This is a genomic window from Salinimicrobium sp. TH3, from assembly GCF_026676115.1.
GTDB lineage: Bacteria > Bacteroidota > Bacteroidia > Flavobacteriales > Flavobacteriaceae > Salinimicrobium.
Genome location: NZ_JAPONB010000004.1, coordinates 114,081 through 132,249, shown reverse-complemented (window position 1 = coordinate 132,249; position 18,169 = coordinate 114,081). Strand labels below are relative to the sequence as shown.

The 18,169-nt window shown below is 40.5% G+C and carries 19 protein-coding genes; 4 read left to right on the top strand and 15 right to left on the bottom strand.

Annotation, left to right across the window (positions count from 1 at the left end; all coding sequences use genetic code 11):
* The first annotated feature begins 22 nt into the window (after positions 1-22).
* Together OU683_RS08080 and OU683_RS08075 are read left to right on the top strand one after the other, a co-directional pair.
* Complete coding sequence (locus OU683_RS08080) at positions 23-784, top strand: MBL fold metallo-hydrolase (RefSeq protein WP_268137048.1); 762 nt, start codon at positions 23-25, stop codon at positions 782-784.
* A gap of 18 nt (positions 785-802) precedes the next feature.
* Complete coding sequence (locus OU683_RS08075) at positions 803-1,282, top strand: hypothetical protein (RefSeq protein WP_268137046.1); 480 nt, start codon at positions 803-805, stop codon at positions 1,280-1,282.
* Here OU683_RS08075 and OU683_RS08070 read toward each other — a convergent pair.
* The 8 genes from OU683_RS08070 to OU683_RS08035 form a co-directional block, all read right to left on the bottom strand.
* Entirely contained in the window at positions 1,279-1,941 is a 663-nt protein-coding gene (locus OU683_RS08070) for an alpha/beta hydrolase (protein WP_268137044.1), read from the bottom strand. The genes OU683_RS08075 and OU683_RS08070 overlap by 4 nt on opposite strands.
* On the bottom strand, positions 1,941-2,267 hold the full coding sequence (locus tag OU683_RS08065; RefSeq protein ID WP_268137042.1) for a magnetosome magnetite crystal formation protein family: 327 nt from the start codon (positions 2,265-2,267) through the stop codon (positions 1,941-1,943). Before OU683_RS08065 ends, OU683_RS08070 begins: the two co-directional genes overlap by 1 nt.
* Positions 2,268-2,320: 53 nt before the next feature.
* Positions 2,321-3,574, bottom strand: coding sequence for a dihydroorotase (locus OU683_RS08060; RefSeq protein ID WP_268137040.1), 1,254 nt, complete (start codon positions 3,572-3,574; stop codon positions 2,321-2,323).
* On the bottom strand, positions 3,571-5,496 hold the full coding sequence (locus tag OU683_RS08055) for a BatA domain-containing protein (protein ID WP_268137038.1): 1,926 nt from the start codon (positions 5,494-5,496) through the stop codon (positions 3,571-3,573). Before OU683_RS08055 ends, OU683_RS08060 begins: the two co-directional genes overlap by 4 nt.
* A 36-nt stretch (positions 5,497-5,532) precedes the next feature.
* Positions 5,533-6,711 carry a sensor histidine kinase gene (locus OU683_RS08050; protein WP_268137036.1) on the bottom strand — a complete coding sequence of 393 codons (1,179 nt, stop codon included), beginning with the start codon at positions 6,709-6,711 and terminating at the stop codon, positions 5,533-5,535.
* Positions 6,712-6,804: 93 nt separating this feature from the next.
* Positions 6,805-7,569: a TIGR02757 family protein gene (locus tag OU683_RS08045; RefSeq protein WP_268137034.1), complete on the bottom strand. Its 765-nt coding sequence runs from the start codon at positions 7,567-7,569 to the stop codon at positions 6,805-6,807.
* A 111-nt stretch (positions 7,570-7,680) separates the two neighbouring features.
* Positions 7,681-8,340 carry an ABC transporter ATP-binding protein gene (locus tag OU683_RS08040; RefSeq protein ID WP_268137032.1) on the bottom strand — a complete coding sequence of 220 codons (660 nt, stop codon included), beginning with the start codon at positions 8,338-8,340 and terminating at the stop codon, positions 7,681-7,683.
* Positions 8,341-8,356: 16 nt separating this feature from the next.
* Positions 8,357-10,792 carry a DUF5916 domain-containing protein gene (locus tag OU683_RS08035; protein ID WP_268137030.1) on the bottom strand — a complete coding sequence of 812 codons (2,436 nt, stop codon included), beginning with the start codon at positions 10,790-10,792 and terminating at the stop codon, positions 8,357-8,359.
* A gap of 107 nt (positions 10,793-10,899) precedes the next feature.
* Between OU683_RS08035 and msrA the strand changes: the two genes are divergently transcribed.
* Positions 10,900-11,451: a peptide-methionine (S)-S-oxide reductase MsrA gene (gene msrA, locus OU683_RS08030; protein ID WP_268137028.1), complete on the top strand. Its 552-nt coding sequence runs from the start codon at positions 10,900-10,902 to the stop codon at positions 11,449-11,451.
* A gap of 48 nt (positions 11,452-11,499) precedes the next feature.
* Complete coding sequence (locus OU683_RS08025; RefSeq protein WP_228912903.1) at positions 11,500-11,805, top strand: hypothetical protein; 306 nt, start codon at positions 11,500-11,502, stop codon at positions 11,803-11,805.
* 72 nt (positions 11,806-11,877) lie between these two features.
* Here OU683_RS08025 and OU683_RS08020 read toward each other — a convergent pair whose 3' ends face one another.
* The 7 genes from OU683_RS08020 to serC form a co-directional block, all read right to left on the bottom strand.
* Entirely contained in the window at positions 11,878-14,145 is a 2,268-nt protein-coding gene (locus tag OU683_RS08020; RefSeq protein WP_268137025.1) for a TonB-dependent receptor, read from the bottom strand.
* Between the two features lie 49 nt (positions 14,146-14,194).
* Positions 14,195-14,512: a hypothetical protein gene (locus OU683_RS08015; RefSeq protein ID WP_268137023.1), complete on the bottom strand. Its 318-nt coding sequence runs from the start codon at positions 14,510-14,512 to the stop codon at positions 14,195-14,197.
* 1 nt (position 14,513) lies between these two features.
* Positions 14,514-14,831, bottom strand: a complete 318-nt coding sequence (locus OU683_RS08010; protein ID WP_268137021.1) for a DUF6787 family protein — start codon at positions 14,829-14,831, stop codon at positions 14,514-14,516.
* 57 nt (positions 14,832-14,888) lie between these two features.
* The gene (locus OU683_RS08005; RefSeq protein WP_268137019.1) at positions 14,889-15,314 is read right to left on the bottom strand and encodes a DUF6146 family protein; all 426 of its coding nucleotides are present in this window, start codon (positions 15,312-15,314) and stop codon (positions 14,889-14,891) included.
* Positions 15,315-15,318: 4 nt separating this feature from the next.
* Positions 15,319-15,930 (bottom strand): DUF937 domain-containing protein, encoded by a 612-nt coding sequence (locus OU683_RS08000; protein ID WP_268137017.1) that lies wholly within the window; start codon positions 15,928-15,930, stop codon positions 15,319-15,321.
* A 118-nt stretch (positions 15,931-16,048) separates the two neighbouring features.
* A complete protein-coding gene (locus OU683_RS07995) occupies positions 16,049-16,999 on the bottom strand; it encodes a D-2-hydroxyacid dehydrogenase (protein ID WP_268137015.1) in 951 nt (316 codons plus the stop codon).
* A gap of 15 nt (positions 17,000-17,014) precedes the next feature.
* A complete protein-coding gene (gene serC / locus OU683_RS07990) occupies positions 17,015-18,079 on the bottom strand; it encodes a 3-phosphoserine/phosphohydroxythreonine transaminase (RefSeq protein ID WP_268137013.1) in 1,065 nt (354 codons plus the stop codon).
* Positions 18,080-18,169 lie beyond the last annotated feature (90 nt).

Here is an 18,169-nt window from a genome sequence, read left to right as displayed (position 1 = left end):
GTTTTGTGGTAAATTTAGAGCTTTGAAGGTTACATTTTTAGGCACAGGAACTTCTCAGGGAATACCCGTTATTGGCAGTGATCATCCGGTTTGCCGTAGCGAAAACCCGAAAGATAAGAGGTTGCGGGTTTCGGTACTGGTTGAAGTTGATGGATCCAATATCTTAATTGACTGTGGACCCGACTTCAGGCAGCAAATGTTATCTAACAAAGTGCAGCGTATTGATGCCATATTGTACACTCATGAACACAGTGATCACACAATAGGGCTGGACGATATACGGCCATATTTTTTCCGGCAGGGAGACATTCCGGTTTATGCACATTCAAGGGTGATGGCTTCTTTGCAAAAGCGTTTTGAGTATATCTTTTCTTCAGAAAATAAATATCCCGGTGCTCCCAGTGTACAGGAACATGTGATTGAGAATAAACCTTTCACTGTAAAAGGAATAAATGTAGTTCCCGTGGATGTAATGCATAACAGGGTGCAGGTTTTTGGTTTCAGGATTAGGGACTTCGCTTATGTTACAGATGCTAAAACCATAGAAGAAGAGGAGGCCGAAAAACTTAAAGGAGTTGATGTACTGGTGATCAATGCCTTGCGAAAAGAGCCTCACCATTCACACTTTAACCTGGAAGAGGCTCTTCAGTTCATTCAAAAAATAGGTCCCGATAGGGCATATCTCACACATATAAGCCATCACATGGGTTTTCATGATAAGGTACAGGCACAACTGCCAAAAAATGTATTTCTGGCTTATGATAATCTCCAAATAGAAATCTAAATGCGGAAAAGTTTTTTAATGTACCTGTTTGTGTTCACAATTTTACTTGCAGTAATTTTTTATGTAAACGGCTCAAAATTAGTAGAGTCCAAGGACCAGGAAATCGAGGCTCTAAAAGAGCAACTTGAGGAGCAAAATTCCGGTGTCGACAATTTAGCTGAAACTACTTTGCAGGAAGATACCTTTTCACTGGTTTCCAATGAAGAAGCCCTTTCCTACCTGGAAAACCGAGGTTTCGATCCTGCTGAAATAATCAAAAAAGTAGAAGAAGCTCTTATAAGCCGAAATACTGCAGAGGAAGACAACGAACTGGTTCCTTACGAGGGGATGAATGGGCCATTCAGGATCAATAAAGTAAAGCTTCTCAACCATAAATGGGCAATTGCCAGTTTTACCGATGGATCTTTCTGGGGAGACCTGTTGGTTAGCTTCGAGATTGACGAAGAAGGTAAGGTGGAAGTTTTTTCTGAAAAAGCTTTATTGTACCCTCAAAATTAAAGATGCTCCTCCAGCCATTGCTTCAGTTCCCTGAAGTTTTGAGGCGCAACACCGTGTCCCACAGGAAATTCTGAAAAAGTATTTTCTATGCCCAGGGAATCAAGGAAGGGTTTGGTCTTTCTCGCCCAAGCCACCGGAATCACCTGGTCGGCCGTGCCGTGAGAACTGTAAACCGAAAGATTAGAAAAATCCTTGTTTTGATAACCCTCTTTCAGGATATTCTCATTGATATAACCGCTTAACCCAATCACATTTTTGATCCTTTCGGGATAAGAAAGTGCCACTGCAAAACTCAGGATGCTGCCCTGGCTAAAACCAATGAGTGTGACATTATCTGGATCTACAGGATATTCCTCCATGACCTCATCCATAAACTGAATGATCTTTTCTCTTGAGATCACAGCTTGATTATCATCGCTAAATTTTCCATCTGCACTTCCCTGCCAGTGAATGGCATACCAGGCATTTCCATAAGGAGCCATGGGATAAGGTGCTCTTACCGAAATAATGAAAAGTTCATCGGGAAGGTCTTCTGCAAAAGAAAATAGATCCTCTTCATTGCTGCCGTAACCGTGCAGCATTATTACAAGAGGAGCTTTTTCTACAGGCTTTTTTGGTTTTCTTATTAAGTGATATAAAGTAAAGGTATCTGCTTCCATTAATTAATTGTACTAAACCATTTTTGAAATTGACTTCCTAAAAAGGGAACTTCGTTTCTTTCTCCCTGTATAGCACCAATTAAGCCATACCCCAACAAAACAACAATAAAAATATAAAAAGGAGCTGATATCAACCAGGAGTCGAACCAGGAAACTATGATTCCAAGAAGGTAAAAGGTAATGTGGATCCCAAGCCCCTGTCTAATATGAAAGGATGCAAATGGGTTCTTTGAATCATTGTTTAAAAAATAAGCAACAATGGTTCCTATAATAGTCAAATAGGCCCAAATTGCTGCAGCTTTTCCTTCGTTCGCTACGCTTTCCATGCGTCAAATTTTTAGGGTATAAATTTACTTAATTTCCTGTTTGTTTACCGGTTTCAGGAGGTTAAATATTCCTCACCCACTAAAATCCCATAGACCTTTCCTTTTAATTCTTTCCCGAGAAACAGACTGTTTTTGGAACTGCTTAAAATATGCTCTTTTTCGAAAGTATATTCCTTATCGGGATTAAAGAAACTAAAGTTAGCGGGAGATCCTTCATCAATGACTACATCTGCAAGATTGAATCTGGATTTTCCTGAGGTAAGAACTTTGACCGCAGTTCTTACAGAAAATAGCTGCAACAAAGCTCCCAGGGCCGATTCCAATCCCAGGGTGCCAAAAAGGGCATTATCGAACTCCACTTTTTTGTGCTCCACATCCATTGGAATATGATCGCATGTTACCATGTCTATAGTTCCATCTTTAACGCCGGCAATGAGCGCCTTGACATCGCTTTTAGTCCTAAGGGGTGGAAGCACTTTGGCATTGGTGTCAAATTCTTCAAGCATTTCGTCTGTAAAGAAAAGGTTATGAATAGCAACGCTGGAGGAAACATCCAGGCCTCTTTCTTTAGCATCTCTAATGATATCTACAGATTTTGCTGTGGAAATCGTGGGAATATGGAGTTTCCCGCCGGTATATTCAAGAAGATAGATGTCTCTGGTGATTTGTAACTCCTCGGCCAAAGCAGGAATCCCTTTTAATCCCAACATGGTACTATTTTCATGCTCATTGACCTGCCCGTTAAGTGCTATCCTGTCTTCCTGCGGAAAAGACATAACAAGTCCGTCAAAATTCTGAGAATATTGTAAAGCCAGTTTCAATAAGTTAGGATTGGAAACAGATTTTTTGAAGTCTCCAAAAGCCACGGCACCGGCCTGTTGCATATCGTATAGTTCGGCCATATCCTTTCCTTCACTTTTGCGGGTGAGTGCCCCAATAGGAAGCAAAGTAACAGGTTGTTTTTCGGCTCTGTTCTTTAAAAAGGTAACTGCACCTTTATTATCGGTCACAGGATCGTTTCCGGGGTTTAAAGCGATTGCTGTAAAGCCGCTAAGGGCAGCTGTTCTTAAACCGTTTTCAAGGGTTTCTCTTTCCTCAAACCCCGGTTCCCCAAATGTGATGCTACTGTCAAACCACCCTTGCGATACATGCAGATTCTCAAAATTGATCTCAAGATCGGGTTTTCGGGTTTTAATGACTGGATCGATCTCTTTAATAATACCATTTTCAACCAGGATGTCCATCACTTTGTTGTTGTATGGACTTTCATTATCAATAATCCTGGCCGACTTAACGAGTATTTTCATTTGAGGAATTTTAGAATAAATATTTCAGTAATTAAGAAAAACAGTGTAAAAATAACAAACCATTTCCAAAGGCTGTCCACTTCATTGGCCGATTTAATTTCAGAGAAAACTTCGGGAACAGAGGAGTGCACAAAAATACCTTCCCGTTCGTTTAACTCCGTATTCACCGGGTCACTTTCACTTCTGGAGACATTAAAACTAAGGGACCTTAGCACTTTTTCCTCCTGTAACACGTCGTAATGCCCGGGTTCCTTCGGAAGTTCATCCAGCAAAATTTCTACCTTATTCTGAAAACTTTGCTGCTGCGGAATAAAGGTAGTTTCAGAAGAAGATAGTTTCAGGATCTCATCTTTCTGAAGATTCGCCTGAATCCCGATTGTATGCGAGTCTCCTAATACGCTGTAAAGACTGGGCCTTGAAATAGCCAGGTTTCCTATGTTGTAAAAAGTAGGAACAATGAGCGGAGAATTTTTAAAATTAGAGTTTTCCTGGTTTAGGGCCGCGGTGAAAACAAAAACGTTATCCTGTTCAAAGAGAAAAGGCTGCCCGGATTGGTATTTTAGAATCCCGGTCGTGGTCTTGCTTAAAAGATAAGAACTCTGAACTTTTGGATATTCGAAATTTGACACCTTTTCATTAAAAACACTGCTATAAAGAGGATGCTCAAAAATGATATCTGTGATCAATTTTTCCTGGGTATTAAGAGCTGTAAAAACCGGTAGGTCCAGGTTCTTCAGGAGAGCATTATAATCCCCGATCTCAGCTTCTACTGAAGGAACGATCACAAGTAACACCTGTTCTTTTACCAACTCCTGAAGAAGCGTCAGCATCGAAAAAGGTATTTTTTGAGGCTGGTTCAGAATAATTACATTGGCTTGCGAGAGGAGATTAAAATCAATATTGTTTTCGGGAAGAATTGACAGGTTGAACTCTGGAGAAGAATAGATCCTTTGCAGGTAATCTGCTTCAGAATCACCTATGGCGACTATGTTCACAGGAGCGATTTCGTTAATGCTAAAGAAAAACCGGTTGTCAAACTGCAGGCCATTATCTTCGACTTCGATCCTGCCGTGGGGAATCGCGTCGGCAGCCAGGTTGAAGGTAGTATTCCCTCGCAGACCTTCATCCAATGTTACCGTCTTTCTTGCAAGCATACGATCGCCATCGTACAAACCTATAGCGACTTCCTCCTGCCTGTCACCATATGCCGAAAAGGAAACATTGAGAACAGTTACATCCAGCCCCCGACTTGTCACCCAGGCAGAATCCAGGGCCACGTTGTTTTCATTCTCGGGTCTTAATTGTACCAGAAAAGTATTGATATCATCGCCCAGGGCAGTAAGAGAATCCTCCACATGTTGAAAATCGGAAATTGCAATAAAGTTTCTTTGGGAATCCGAAGAATTGCGAAAAAAATTCCGGGCTTTTAATTCAATAGCTCTCCAGGAAAGTTCTTTGGGTGAAAAATTCCTGTCCTGCAGCCTTTCGCGCAAACTGGCTACAGAAATATTCTGGTATTCTTCATCATTGGTGAATAATGTGATTATTTCTTCTTCAGGAATATTTTCCAGAAGGTCCTGAACACTTCTTCTTAGAAGTACGCCGCTCTTTCCCCGTGCCTGCATACTATAGGAGTCGTCAAGATAAACCACTGTTTCTGTATCTTTTATTTCGCCAGAGGCAGGAGGGAAGTAGGGTTGGGCAAATGCAATGATGAGACAGGTCAAAAGCAACAGCCTGGTACAAAGAGTGAGGAATTTTTTTAAGCGGGAACTTTTACGGGTCTGTAGAACAGTCTTTTTCAGGAATTTTACGTTGGTAAATTGCGTAGTCCTGAACTTACGAAGTTGAAAAAGGTGCACCAGGACAGGAATCACCAATAAAACCAAAGCGTAAAGCAGTTCGGGATATTTAAAGTACATGCGCAGGCATTCTTTTGTCAAAGATAGAAAAAGGCCTTAGCAAGACCTTTTAATTTGAAACTTAAAATTACTGCCTACTCCGGGTTCAGACGCAATTTGTATGTTTCCCCCCATGTGTGTGAGTAATTTTTGTACTGTTGCCAGTCCTATTCCACTCCCGGGGTTCCCGTCCCTATCATTTTGATCAAGGGTAGCGAACAGGTCAAAGATCTTTTTAAAGCTATCTTTTGGTATACCGTCGCCGTTATCCCTGACTTGAAATTCATAAAAATGATCTAAAGATTTAAACTCTATTTCCACCCGGCGTTTATCTTTGTGGTTATACTTAAGAGCATTACTAATAAGGTTTAAAAAGATTTGGGTTAGAGCAGCTTTATTTACCCTCTTTAATACCCCTGCTTTAGGATAAGTGATCTCAACGTCTGGACTTACATTGTAAAGATTGACAATGTTTTCAAAAAAGGGTTTTAAATCAACATCTTCCTGTTCTTTTTCAAGGATGCGCTCACTTCTGTAGAAGATGAGTAACCCGTCTACATAATTTCTCAAACTGTGAGAAGCCTGGGATAAATAGTCAATATATTGCTGCGCCTCTTCATCAAACTTTTCCTGCTTTTCCTCTTTTAAAAGATCTACAAGGGAAATAATATTGGCCAGAGGCGACTTTATATCATGTGAAACAACACTGGCGAATTTTTCAAGTTCCTCATAACGTTTTTCCAAATCCTGCTGAACGCGCTGAAACTGGTTGTTTTGTTTTCTAAAGGCAATAAAGTTGAGTATTTGGATCACCAGGAGCTTGAGAGAACGTCGTTGATTGGGAGTGAGTTCAATTACAGAAACATTATATAGGGAAATTAACCCCAATCTTTCCCCATTGGCAGTAATTACAGGAACAGCAATAATTTTTTCATGATCCAAACCTAAACTTCTTAGTTCTTGCTCATCAAAGATTAGAATATCATCCTGCTCCAGCACCTTTTCCCAAAGGGATGTCTCTGCATTTAACTCTTCAATTGGAATGCCGTAAGTGCTTTTAATCCAGATCTGTTCCTTTTCCTGAACTATAAGAGCAGCTGTTCTGGCCCTTACTACCTGGGCACAAAGAAAGAGGATATCAGAAAAATCACTGTCTGAACAAGTTTTCAGAATTTGAAATTCTTCTGGAGCCGGATGTTGCCGGCCTTCAGTATTCTTGATTTCCAATTTGGGCATAAATCTCAACCTTATAAGTAGTTAAAGATATTAATTGCCACCAAAAAATTGAGATTTAACTAGAAAATATTTGAGAAAGTTCCTACAAGCTTATTAGTAATTCTCGAATACACCCAAACCGAATAGGGCATAATCATATTTTACCGGATCCTGGTGGTCCAGTTTCCGAAGGTTGATGTCTAGTTCTGCCAAAGCTTTGGCGTCATTCTGTTTACGTTTTAGAAGCCCTAATTTTCTCGCCACATTTCCTGAATGCACATCCAATGGGCAGCTAAGTTGTGAAGAGGAGAGGCTGTTCCAAATTCCAAGATCCACATTTCTATTATCATTTCTTATCATCCATCTCAAAAACATATTGATCCTCTTGGCTGCAGAATTCTTTAAGGGATCACTTACATGTTTTTCGGTCTTTTTCTCGTGCGGCAACTCAAAAAATACTTTTTTAAACTCATGGATTGCAGGCTGTAAGCTGTCTCTACTTGAATGTTTACTGAAGATGTTTTCCAGGCCTTTGTGTTGTCCATAAATGTTTTGAAAAGCTTTAATAAAATAAATAAGATCAATGCTGTTGAAGGTACGATGAACAAATTTTTCAAATCTTTGAAGGTCTCCTTCTGAATGGTTCTGCACAAAATCATAAGGAGCGAACTCCAATAATTCCATTAAAGAATGAGCATTTTTGAGAATGCTTTTGCGGTTTCCCCAGGAAATTGTGGCAGTTAAAAATCCTGAAATTTCGATATCTTCTTTGCGGCTGAAAAGATGCGGGATCTGTACAGGATCTGTTTCAATAAATTCGGCAGTGTTATATTGATCAACCTTAAAGTCAAGAAATTCTTTAAGTTCTTTTGGGGTCATTTCTGTAGACGTTAGACGTGAGACTTTAGACTTGAGATGTGGAATTGTATAATTTATATTGAATGTTTTTTTAAACCTTAAACCTTAAACCTCGAACCGGCAACAGGCACTTTAAATTATTTTCCCGTCTACCATAGTGAGCTTTTTATCGGCCATATTTGCGAGTTCTTCGTTGTGGGTAACGATCACAAAGGTTTGTCCAAATTCTTTTCGTAGATCAAAGAACAACCTGTGCAAATTCTCGGCAGATTCACTGTCAAGGTTACCCGAGGGTTCATCGGCAAAAATAACACCGGGGTTATTAATAAGAGAGCGTGCCACGGCCACACGTTGTTGTTCCCCGCCACTCATTTCGGCCGGTTTATGATGGGCCCTTTTTGAAAGTCCTAAAAACCCAAGTAATTCATTGGCTCGTTTTTCTGTTTCGGCCCTGGAACGGTTACCAATAAAAGCCGGAATACAAATATTCTCCAAAGCGGTAAACTCCGGGAGTAATTGATGGAACTGAAAAATAAAACCAATATTTTCATTTCTGAATTTTGCGAGCTCCCGTGAATTCAGGGAATACACGTCCATTCCATTTACTTTTAAAATACTTTCTTTATTCCTGTCAGGTTTTTCAAGTGTTCCCAGGATCTGTAGCAGTGTTGTTTTTCCCGCACCCGAAGCTCCTACAATAGAAATGATCTCACCTTTAAGAATGTGTAGATCTACCCCTTTTAAAACATGCAGGTCATTGTAACTTTTGTGGATATTGTGGGCTTCTATCATAATTGCAATATTAACCTTAAATAGTATTTTTTATGGTATTATAATCTAAATAATAAACAATGCGCAGGGAAAGATTATGCCTAGCAGGCTGACTAAAAAGGTTGTCAAGGCTTTCAGTATAGTTTAGTTCACTCAGTTTATCAATCTTAAAAATTGAATTTCTATAAAGGAGGATCAATTCGCTCCCGGGAGCAAACCTCCACTGGTAACTCAAATCAAGGTTCCAAATGTTGAAATTTGCATTTGGATCATTTTCTTTGTTCACCTCATAATTATAAGCAACTAAGCTTCCATTATTGAGCAGGCGGGAAAAATCATTCCTTGCAAAGTCTGCCGAAGACCAGAAATTTCTGAAGCTAAGGCTCAACGCTTCTCGGTTGTTGAAGTTATAACTTCCCTGAAGGGAATTTTCAATGCTGCGCATATCCCGGGTGCCAAAAATGACATTTTTGGGCAGCAATGTTACGAAACTTTCCCTGTCATTTTCTGCCCTGTATTCAAAGGAATAAATGAGCATAAATTTATTGCTGACTCTAAACCGCGGGCTAAAGCTAAAGTTTAGTTTTCCATGATCTGTCCCCAGGTATTTGTTGTAACCCAGCCTGGAATCCAAAGCAATTCTTCTTCGGTAATCTGAAGAGATCCAGACTTCAGCCGAAGCATTTTCAGGATATTCAATGAAAGAATTATCCCTTCTGGGTTCAAAAAAATCCTTGAAAGGGGTGCTATAACCGGCAGAACCCCCAAAAGCAAAACGATCACGGGTCATTCCGAAGAAACTGAAACCAAAGCTAGTGGTGACAGCAACATCGGGATCATAACGCCGCTGGTGATCTCCAAAGAGGCTTATATTGTATCGATTAAAAACTCCTCGTGGTTCAAAAATTCGGTATGAAGTTTCCCAGAGAAAGTTATTGTAGTTATTAATGAAATTAAGCCCCAGATCATTAATGTCATAGGTTTTATTGGCGAAGTCATGGGAAACTCCGTAGCGGAACTTTCCCTTGGTGCGGGAAAATCCCAGTTTGGATGCGAATCCGGTTTTATTACTAGTGGGATAATTCACCCGGCTCATCTTTGCCTCCCCAAAAAAATTAAAAGAACTGTTGGCATTGTAAACGTCAAATAAGAAACCGGTAACATTGCCATCTCTAAAGTGGCCTTCTCTTGTAACATTGGTATTTATAAGAGAAACAGACGACTTTTGATCAAATTGCTGGTCCAGTACAAAGATGTTGTAATTTGCCAGAGGTTCCGTTACAAGCTCCCTGCTTTCTCCTGTCAATTTGTTGTAGTACCTCGCTTTTTGTTTTTCGGTAATGGCATTAAAAAAACCTATTCCCAGGCCATTTTCTGTCCTTCCGGAGATCTTTAAAGCGTTTAGGAGATTAGTTGTTTCAGGATTCTCAACAATATCTTCATTTTCCAACCGGGCATCCTGGGCCTGGTTAAATCCTATTGGCGTATCCCCAATTCGGCGGGAATAGAAGAGATCACCTTTTGTAAAAAGTTCGGTTCCTTCAGTAAAAAAAGCCCTGTTTTCGCCAAAGGTCTGCTCAAATGGTCCCAGGTTCAATTCAACTTCATCATATGCCGTCTGCCCAAAATCGGGGATCAAAGTGGCATCCAACGTAAAAGCATCATCAATTCCATATTTAAAATCCATACCTGCGTTAAACGCAGTAGTAGTTTCTTCTTTGTAGTAATTAACTTCCCCCGAGACGTAAGGATAAAAACTAAGGCGCACAGGTGCATCAATATCCCTTACCCCCTTTAAAAGGCCATTATAGTGGGTGCTTGCTCCAAGTGACTTATTGATATAGTTCCAAACATAAGTCTCATTAAGGAAGCTTATATGCCGTCCCAGTTGCATACTCCATAACTGTTCTTTGCTGTTTGGAAATCGCAAAGCAGAGTAGGGGATCTCCATTTCTACATACCAGCCCTGTTCGTCCATAGAAACTCTTGCTTCCCACACCACGTTGAAAGCAAAGTCTTCATTTTCCCTTTTCATTTTGGCATCGGCAAGGGTACCCGCTGCAGTTACGTAGAATCGCGTCTGGTTTTCTCCGTCATTATAGGTATTAAGATCAAAAAAGAAATAATCGGCTGTGGGAAGGTTATCGCGCTGGGCAAATTCCCGCCTTATATTTGAAGGTTCTTCATCGTAAAGATAAGCCGCCAGGTAAATTGCCTCGTCGGTATAAGCGATTTGGACTTTAGTAGTATGTGTATTTCGTGAAGGATTTCCATCTCCCGGCTCATACATTACAAAATTGGTAGCCAGGGGAATATTATCCCAAACGGCATCATCAAGCACTCCATCAATGACAGGTTTTCGATCTATTCTGGTTGCTGTATAGGTTTTCTTCTGCGAAAGTTCCTTTTGCTGAGCAAACAGTATTCCCGGGATCATTAAAAGGAAAAATAACAGCCGAATATTAGGGAGCATTAGGTCAAATTTAGGGAAATGTTTTCCTGAAATGCAATGTTACGAAATCCTGAAATTTTATAATTGGAAGGTTGCCGGTTTTTCCCTATTTTTTGGAAAAAGAAAAAATGGAAGAAAAACAATTGGAAAAGGCCACTTTGGCCGGAGGATGTTTCTGGTGTACCGAAGCTGTTTTCCAGCGAATAGAAGGAGTGAAACAAGTGAAATCGGGATTTACCGGCGGGAAGATCAAGAATCCACCATACCGGGAAGTGATTTCGGGTAGAACCGGTCATGCAGAGGCTATAGAGATAAAATTTGATCCCCAAATTGTCACTTTTGAAGAATTACTGTACATGTTCTTTGCAACCCATGACCCCACAACGCTCAACCGGCAGCAAAATGATGTAGGAACACAATATCGCAGCGCCATTTTTTATCATTCTGATGCACAAAAAGAAACAGCAGAAAAAGTCATTGAAAAATTGCAGGCCGAGAAGACTTTTAAGGATCCTATAGTTACAGAGGTTTCCCCGGCACGAGAATTTTATATAGCCGAGCAGGAACATCATGATTATTATAATCAAAACCGCAATCAACCGTATTGCAGGGTGATCATAGACCCGAAGGTTCAGAAATTAAAACACACCTTTTCTGAAAAGGTCAAAAGTGAGGCCTAACCAAAATTGGCACTTTTCTTGTAATGTAAGAGGAAAAGCAAAAAACAGATGAACTCAGATAAAAGAAAATTATTGATCAAAGGATTGGTTTACGATGCCATTGGTATGGCAAGTGGAGCAATCCCATTAGTAGGTGGATTTTTAGATCTTTTATGGGCTCCATATGCCGCAAAGAAAATGTCTGCCATGTACCCTGGGAAAAAGGGGAAATTAGCCTCTGTTTTGGTATTCGTGGAAGAAATCCTGCCATTTAGTGATATAGTACCCACTTTTACCCTTATGTGGCTTTATACTTTCGTGTGGCAAAAAGGAGAGGATTTTGGCGAGTTGCGCCCAATAAAAGTTAGAAGTTAAGAAGTTGAGTTTTGATAAATAAAAAGGCCGGTTGCTCATGAGCAACCGGCCTTTTTTGTTTTTATTTCTTTTTTAGAATTTTACTCCTATTCCCAGGGAAATATTTCTTCCCATATTGGGAATACTTTCGGGTTTAAGGCGGGAAAGGTGGGAAATGTAAGTCTTATCCAGCAGGTTAGTACCCGACAATCTTAAATCTATGTCCAGGGAATTTAAAGCTATTGAAGTACCAACCCCTGCATTTAGAATAGAATACCCCCCCGTTTTGGTTTCAAACAAACCGGTTCTTTCCTGATCAAAGACAGATTTTAAACTAATACTTGCATAGCCACTGGTAAAGAGGTCTCCATCAGGTATTTCGACCCAAATGGTATTAAGGATGGATTGGGCAGGAATAAGCGGCAGGTAATTCCCATTTTCCTGCTCTCCAATCACCAGTTCATAATTACTTTCAAAATGCAGCCAGTCGAGAGGGTGTGGGTGGATGTGTAAACCTGCTTCGCCTCCGTAAAGTTTAGCGTCATTTTGCTGGTATTCAAAAACAGGATTTTCATCAAGAAATTCTCCTGTGGGATTCAGAAAAATATAATTATTAATAGAATTATAAAAAGCATTGGTGTAGATCTCAAAATGTTCGTTCCTGAATTCCATGGCCAGGTCAAGCTGATAATTTTGTTCATTATCAAGATCTGGGTTCCCAATTTCAAAACGGTTTGTACCATGGTGACTTCCATAAGAAGTCAGTTCTGCCAGGTTGGGAGCTCTAAAACCTGTGGCAAGGTTTAGTCTTGTTGTAAAATGAGAGGTAAGATCGATTTTAACCCCGAGGGCACCGTTATAGCTGTTAAAATCCCGATCCAGTGCAGGAACATCGGTTTCGGTGTCATGGTTTTCATAACCTTCAGCAGAAATTTTTCTGAAATCATATCTCAATCCCGCCTGGAAATCTATTTTTTCAAGATGATAATGAGTGGTGGCCAGGATTCCTGCATCTGTTGTCCGGGCATCGGGGATGAGAATTTCTTCTGCTAAATTTTTATTCGTCTGGAACATTCCCTGTACTCCCACAATGGTTTCAAATTTCCCATGAGCAGGGAAATGATATTTCACATCATAATTAATGGTTTCCAGGTGCATTTCCAATGCAGGCTCTCCCTCGGCGTGTCCTTGCTCTTCTTCCTCATGCTCTTCCTCTCCCTCATGCTCTTCCTCTTCATGATGCTCTTCAAATTCCTTTCGATTATTGAAAAGATAACCCAGAGTAATGTCCAGACTGGAATCGGCAAAATAAAAGGAATTCTCAATGCTCAAAATATGATTGTCTACCTGCTGGTATGGGTTCATTTTACTTTTGGATGTACTTTGAAGTCCAATTTCCTCAGGTATCCCCGAAAAGCTACTGTTTAAATTATACCGCAGGTATCCTTTATAGGTATCGTCACGGTATCCAAAACCGGTCTTCAGATCATATTCTGTGAAACGGGTATTGGTAACTCTTTCCCCATCGCCGGTTTCGTAATCACTGTGTGCCGCAAGGTTCCCACGCAATAGAAACTTAAATTTTTCACCCGAAGTTTTTACTCCGGCGTTGGCTTCAAAACCTTCAGTGTTTGTGTAATAAGCAGTTTCCGCGTCAATAATAGTGGAATCTGCAGGTGCAAAACGTTCAGGATTAAGATATAGAACTCCTCCCAGGGCATCACTTCCGTAAAGGAGGGAGGCAGGACCTTTTATAACTTCAACACTTTCAATTCCCGAACTGCTCAATCCCAGCCCGTGTTCATCACCGAATTGCTGGTTCTCAAGGCGTACGCCCTGGGCATAAATCAAAACGCGATTAGAACTAAGTCCCCTAATGACAGGTTTACCTATTGCCGAACCTGTAGTAATGGTTTCTACCCCGGCAATCTGGCTAATCCCATCGGTAAGCCGGTTTCCTCCGGTGCGATCGAGGCTCTCTATCGTGATGCGTTCTACCTTCATCACATTTTCACTTTGCAGTTGATGGAAAGGGGTCGATACAATAATTTCCTCCATTTCTATAGCAGTGGGAGAAAGTTCTATTTGCAGGTCCTGGTTCCCGGGCAGATCAAATTTGTAGGTCCTGGTACCGTAGCCAAGAGAGGATATGACGAGGGAATAGGAACCAGCCGATAAATCGTCAAATGAAAAGCTTCCGGATAGATCGGTTATTGTTACTCGTTCAGGTTTTTGAAGCTGGACTGTAGCTCCAATAACCGGTTGTTCTGTGTTTGATTCTAATATTTTGCCTTCCACCGAAAATTGGCTATAGGCATTGGAGACTACTAATAATAGCAGTCCAAAAAAGATATTTTTCATGGATATTTTTTAAATACGTTTTAAAAACTTGAAGATATTCTTCGGGAATTTAGGCAAGGGCAGGGGGTGCTCTAAGCGCAAAATGCAGTTTTTGAAAAGTACTTAAATAGATATAATCCTTTCCTGCGGAGGTTTTGTCGACTTCAGGGGTGTGTAAAACCCACAAGTTAATAGCAGGAATGGAAAAAGAATTATGTTGAAGGTGTATAATCTCACAATCCACCGATTTTTCATGGAAATGTGCTTCGGCGTAATGATTACAGTAATAATGTTGATGGCCTGCAAAAACATGAGCAAAATCTACTGCCGAAGGGAAGAGGATCAATCCTGTAAATAGGACCAGCGTTATTTTTTGCCACAACTTCATATTATTTCAGGATTCTTCCAAACCCTAGTCGGGAAAGCATATTTTTTTCAAATTGCCAGAAAAATCTGAATTGTCCAAAGATCCAGCCGTAAGTCACCAAAAGCACCTGGTAAACAGGAAAGATCATTAGAATGCGTAACGCGTAATAACCAACTCCTCCCAACAGGTCTGAAGAAAAATTCATACGCGTCAAACCAAGAAATTCGAGGGCCGGTTTAGCCACATACAAAGATGAGGAACCGGTAAGTCCAAAGACTATGAAAATAATTAAAATTTGCCAGTTGGAAGAAATCCCCCAGCGTTGCTTCAATTTGTTCATGCGGCAAATATAATAAAGAAAATCTACAACTACATTTTGTTTAAACTATTCCCTGGTTCACAATCTGGTGGGGACAGAGAAGCGTTGATCATGCTTTCGGGTGAGATAAACAAAATAGTTATATAGCTTATAATTAACATCGTAGCCGTAATCTATTTGGGGATCGTAGTTGATTTCCATTTCATAGATGTTGGGGTCATAGCGCTGGGGGTTGTTCACCCTAATATTATAATCTGTCACCAAAAACCGGTTCTTATTTTCCAGGTAGTCTTGTGAATAGTATCCTTCTGGACGCGCCATGGAATTTAGAAAATATGAAAATCCGGGATCAATTATAATGATTTCGTACTCAAGACTGTCATTTGCAATTCTAACGGTATCATTTTCAACCATTTCTTCCCCGGCTTGCATATCGCGGTCACGGGTGGAGGAGCAGCTGTAAATAAACAGCCCTAAAAGCAGTATGTATAACAGATTTTTCATAATGTCATCCTTTAAAGAAGCCGCCCAATCCTTTGGACTTATCTTTATTACCAAAAATCTTGCCAGCTACATCATCTGCGATCTTTCCTCCTTTATCTGAATTTATAAAGGTTTCTATCATAGACTGGTCGTGGGAAGAATTGGTTCCAAGTACAGATCCAACAAGGTCAGAGATTCCGCTACCGTTGTCAATGTTGTCTTTTCTCTTTTGTTTTCCCAGGATTCCCATTATAACAGGGGCAGCCATTTGAAGTAGTTTACTCACCTTGGAAGCATCCATCCCTATTGCCGAACCAACGGCCGAAGCAATTTTTGATTGGCTACCACCAAGAACATGACGAAGGATTCCCGATCCTTCTCCCATCAAGCCCGAAAGTCCGCCCACACCAATCTTGTCCAGGACAGAACCATCGTGCTTTTCTTTTTTAAGTTCACGGTTCAGGTTTTCTGCACCTTCAGGAGAATCTACATTTTTTTTAATTGCACCCATGATCATAGGAAGCGCCATTCCCAATGCCGATTTTACCTTATCGGGGGATTCGTTCACCTCTTCACTGGATTTCTGAACAAATTCTTTTCCTTTTTCAGTATCTAAAAAGTCTAATATTGAAGCCATAGTTTTTCTTTTTAATTTACAAAAAATATGAGGCTCCCACTAAACTGCACCAGGGTTTTAACCAAAAAAAATGCTTCCTTTAACAGAAGCATCTTTAAAAATGTCATTTTGGAAAAAATTATTTCAGGACTCTGATGATCTCTTCAGCGAGTTCATAACCAATTCTTTCCTGCGCTTCATTTGTAGCTGCCCCGATGTGCGGACTTAGAGAAACATTGGGATTCATAAGCACTTTAATAGCAGGAGAAGGTTCGTGTTCAAAGGTATCGAGACCGGCAAAGGATACTTTTCCGCTTTCAAGAGCTTCAACAAGAGCAACTTCATCCACAACTCCGCCACGTGAGGCATTGATAATGCCAACCCCGTCCTTCATGTTTTGAAACTGATCCTTTCCTATTACAGGCTCCTTTTGAGCCGGCACGTGTAGCGTAATAAAATCTGAATGTTTTATAAGCTGTTCAACAGGTTCGGTTTTAATTGGAATCTTAATTTCCTGGTGGTTATAAAACTCAAGAGTGATCTCTGCTTCACCTTCAGTCCTGTCACTGGCTATAACCTTCATACCAATCCCCAAAGCGATCTTAGCAACTTCACGTCCTATACGTCCAAAACCAATAATTCCGAGAGTTTTTCCTCGTAGTTCACGGCCGCCGGCATAACTTTTCTTAAGTTCCTTAAAGCGCGAGTCTCCCTCAAGAGGCATATTGCGGTTGGAATCATGAAGAAAACGTACGCCGCTATACAAGTGGGCGAATACAAGCTCGGCTACAGAGGCCGAAGAAGCTGCAGGAGTGTTGAAAACATGTACTCCCTTGCTGCGGGCATAATCCACATCGATATTATCCATCCCAACGCCTGCACGACCAATGATCTTTAGGTTAGGGCAGGAATTGATAAGATCTTCACGCACCTTGGTCGCACTGCGAACAATGATCCCGGTTACATTGTTCTCCTGGATATAATTAGCCAGTTGTTCCTGGGCTACTTTTGTTGTTACAACTTCAATTCCAGCTTCTTCAAGTTGTTTTTTACCGCCCGATGCAATACCGTCGTTTGCTAAAATTTTCATTTAAAAAGTTTATGGTTAAGCTTTTCTTTCCAGTTCACTCATGACATCTACCAGTACCTGTACGCTTTCCAGGGAAAGGGCATTGTACATGGAAGCTCGATATCCACCAACGCTACGATGACCATTAAGACCGTTAATTCCTGCTTCTTTCCACATAGCGTCAAAACTTTCCTTTAGATCGTCATTATTTAAAGTGAAAGTGGCATTCATGTTTGAACGATCTGCCTTGTCTGCATAACCATCAAAAAGGGGATTTATATCGATCTCTGAATATAGCAGGCTTGCTTTCTTTTCGTTGCGTTCCTCGATACCGGCAATACCCCCGTTCTTCTTAAGCCATCTAAGGGTGAGCATAGATACATATACAGCATAAACTGCCGGGGTATTGAACATACTGGCCTTATTAAGATGTACACGATAGTCCATCATGGATGGGACAGATCGATCTACTTTTCCAAGAATATCTTCTTTGATCACCACAAGAGTAGTTCCTGCAGGACCCATATTCTTTTGTGCCCCCGCATATATTAAATCAAATTTTGAAAAATCCATTTGCCGAGAAAAGATATCACTGCTCATATCGCAGATCATAGGTTTCGGCGTATTTGGGAATTCCTTAATTTGGGTTCCGTAGATCGTATTATTACTGGTGCAATGGAAATAATCAACATCAGATGGAATAAAGTATCCTTTTGGAACATACTTAAAATCCCTGTCGGCCGATGAGGCAACTTCTTTTACCTCTCCAAAGAATTTGGCCTCCTTGATCGCTTTTGAACTCCAGGTACCTGTATTGAGGTAAGCTGCCTTTGTCTTTAGCAGGTTATAAGGAGCCATTAAGAACTGCAAACTTGCACCTCCCTGCAGGAAAAGAGCTTTATAGCCTTTACCTTCCAGCCCTAGTAGTTCCAGAGCGAGGTTTCGAGCCTCCTCCATCACATCTACAAAGTCTTTGCTGCGGTGGGAAATCTCAAGAATGGATAATCCTGAATTGTTGAAATCTAATATTGCCTGTGATGCCTCCTCGAATACTTCCTGCGGAAGAATACAAGGTCCGGCGCTATAATTATGTTTTTTCATGTTTGTTTTTTAACAATTACAAATATGAGAAAATCAAAGGCAACTTCTTGTTATTGAAATGATAATTTAGAAGGATTTTTTAGCGAAAAA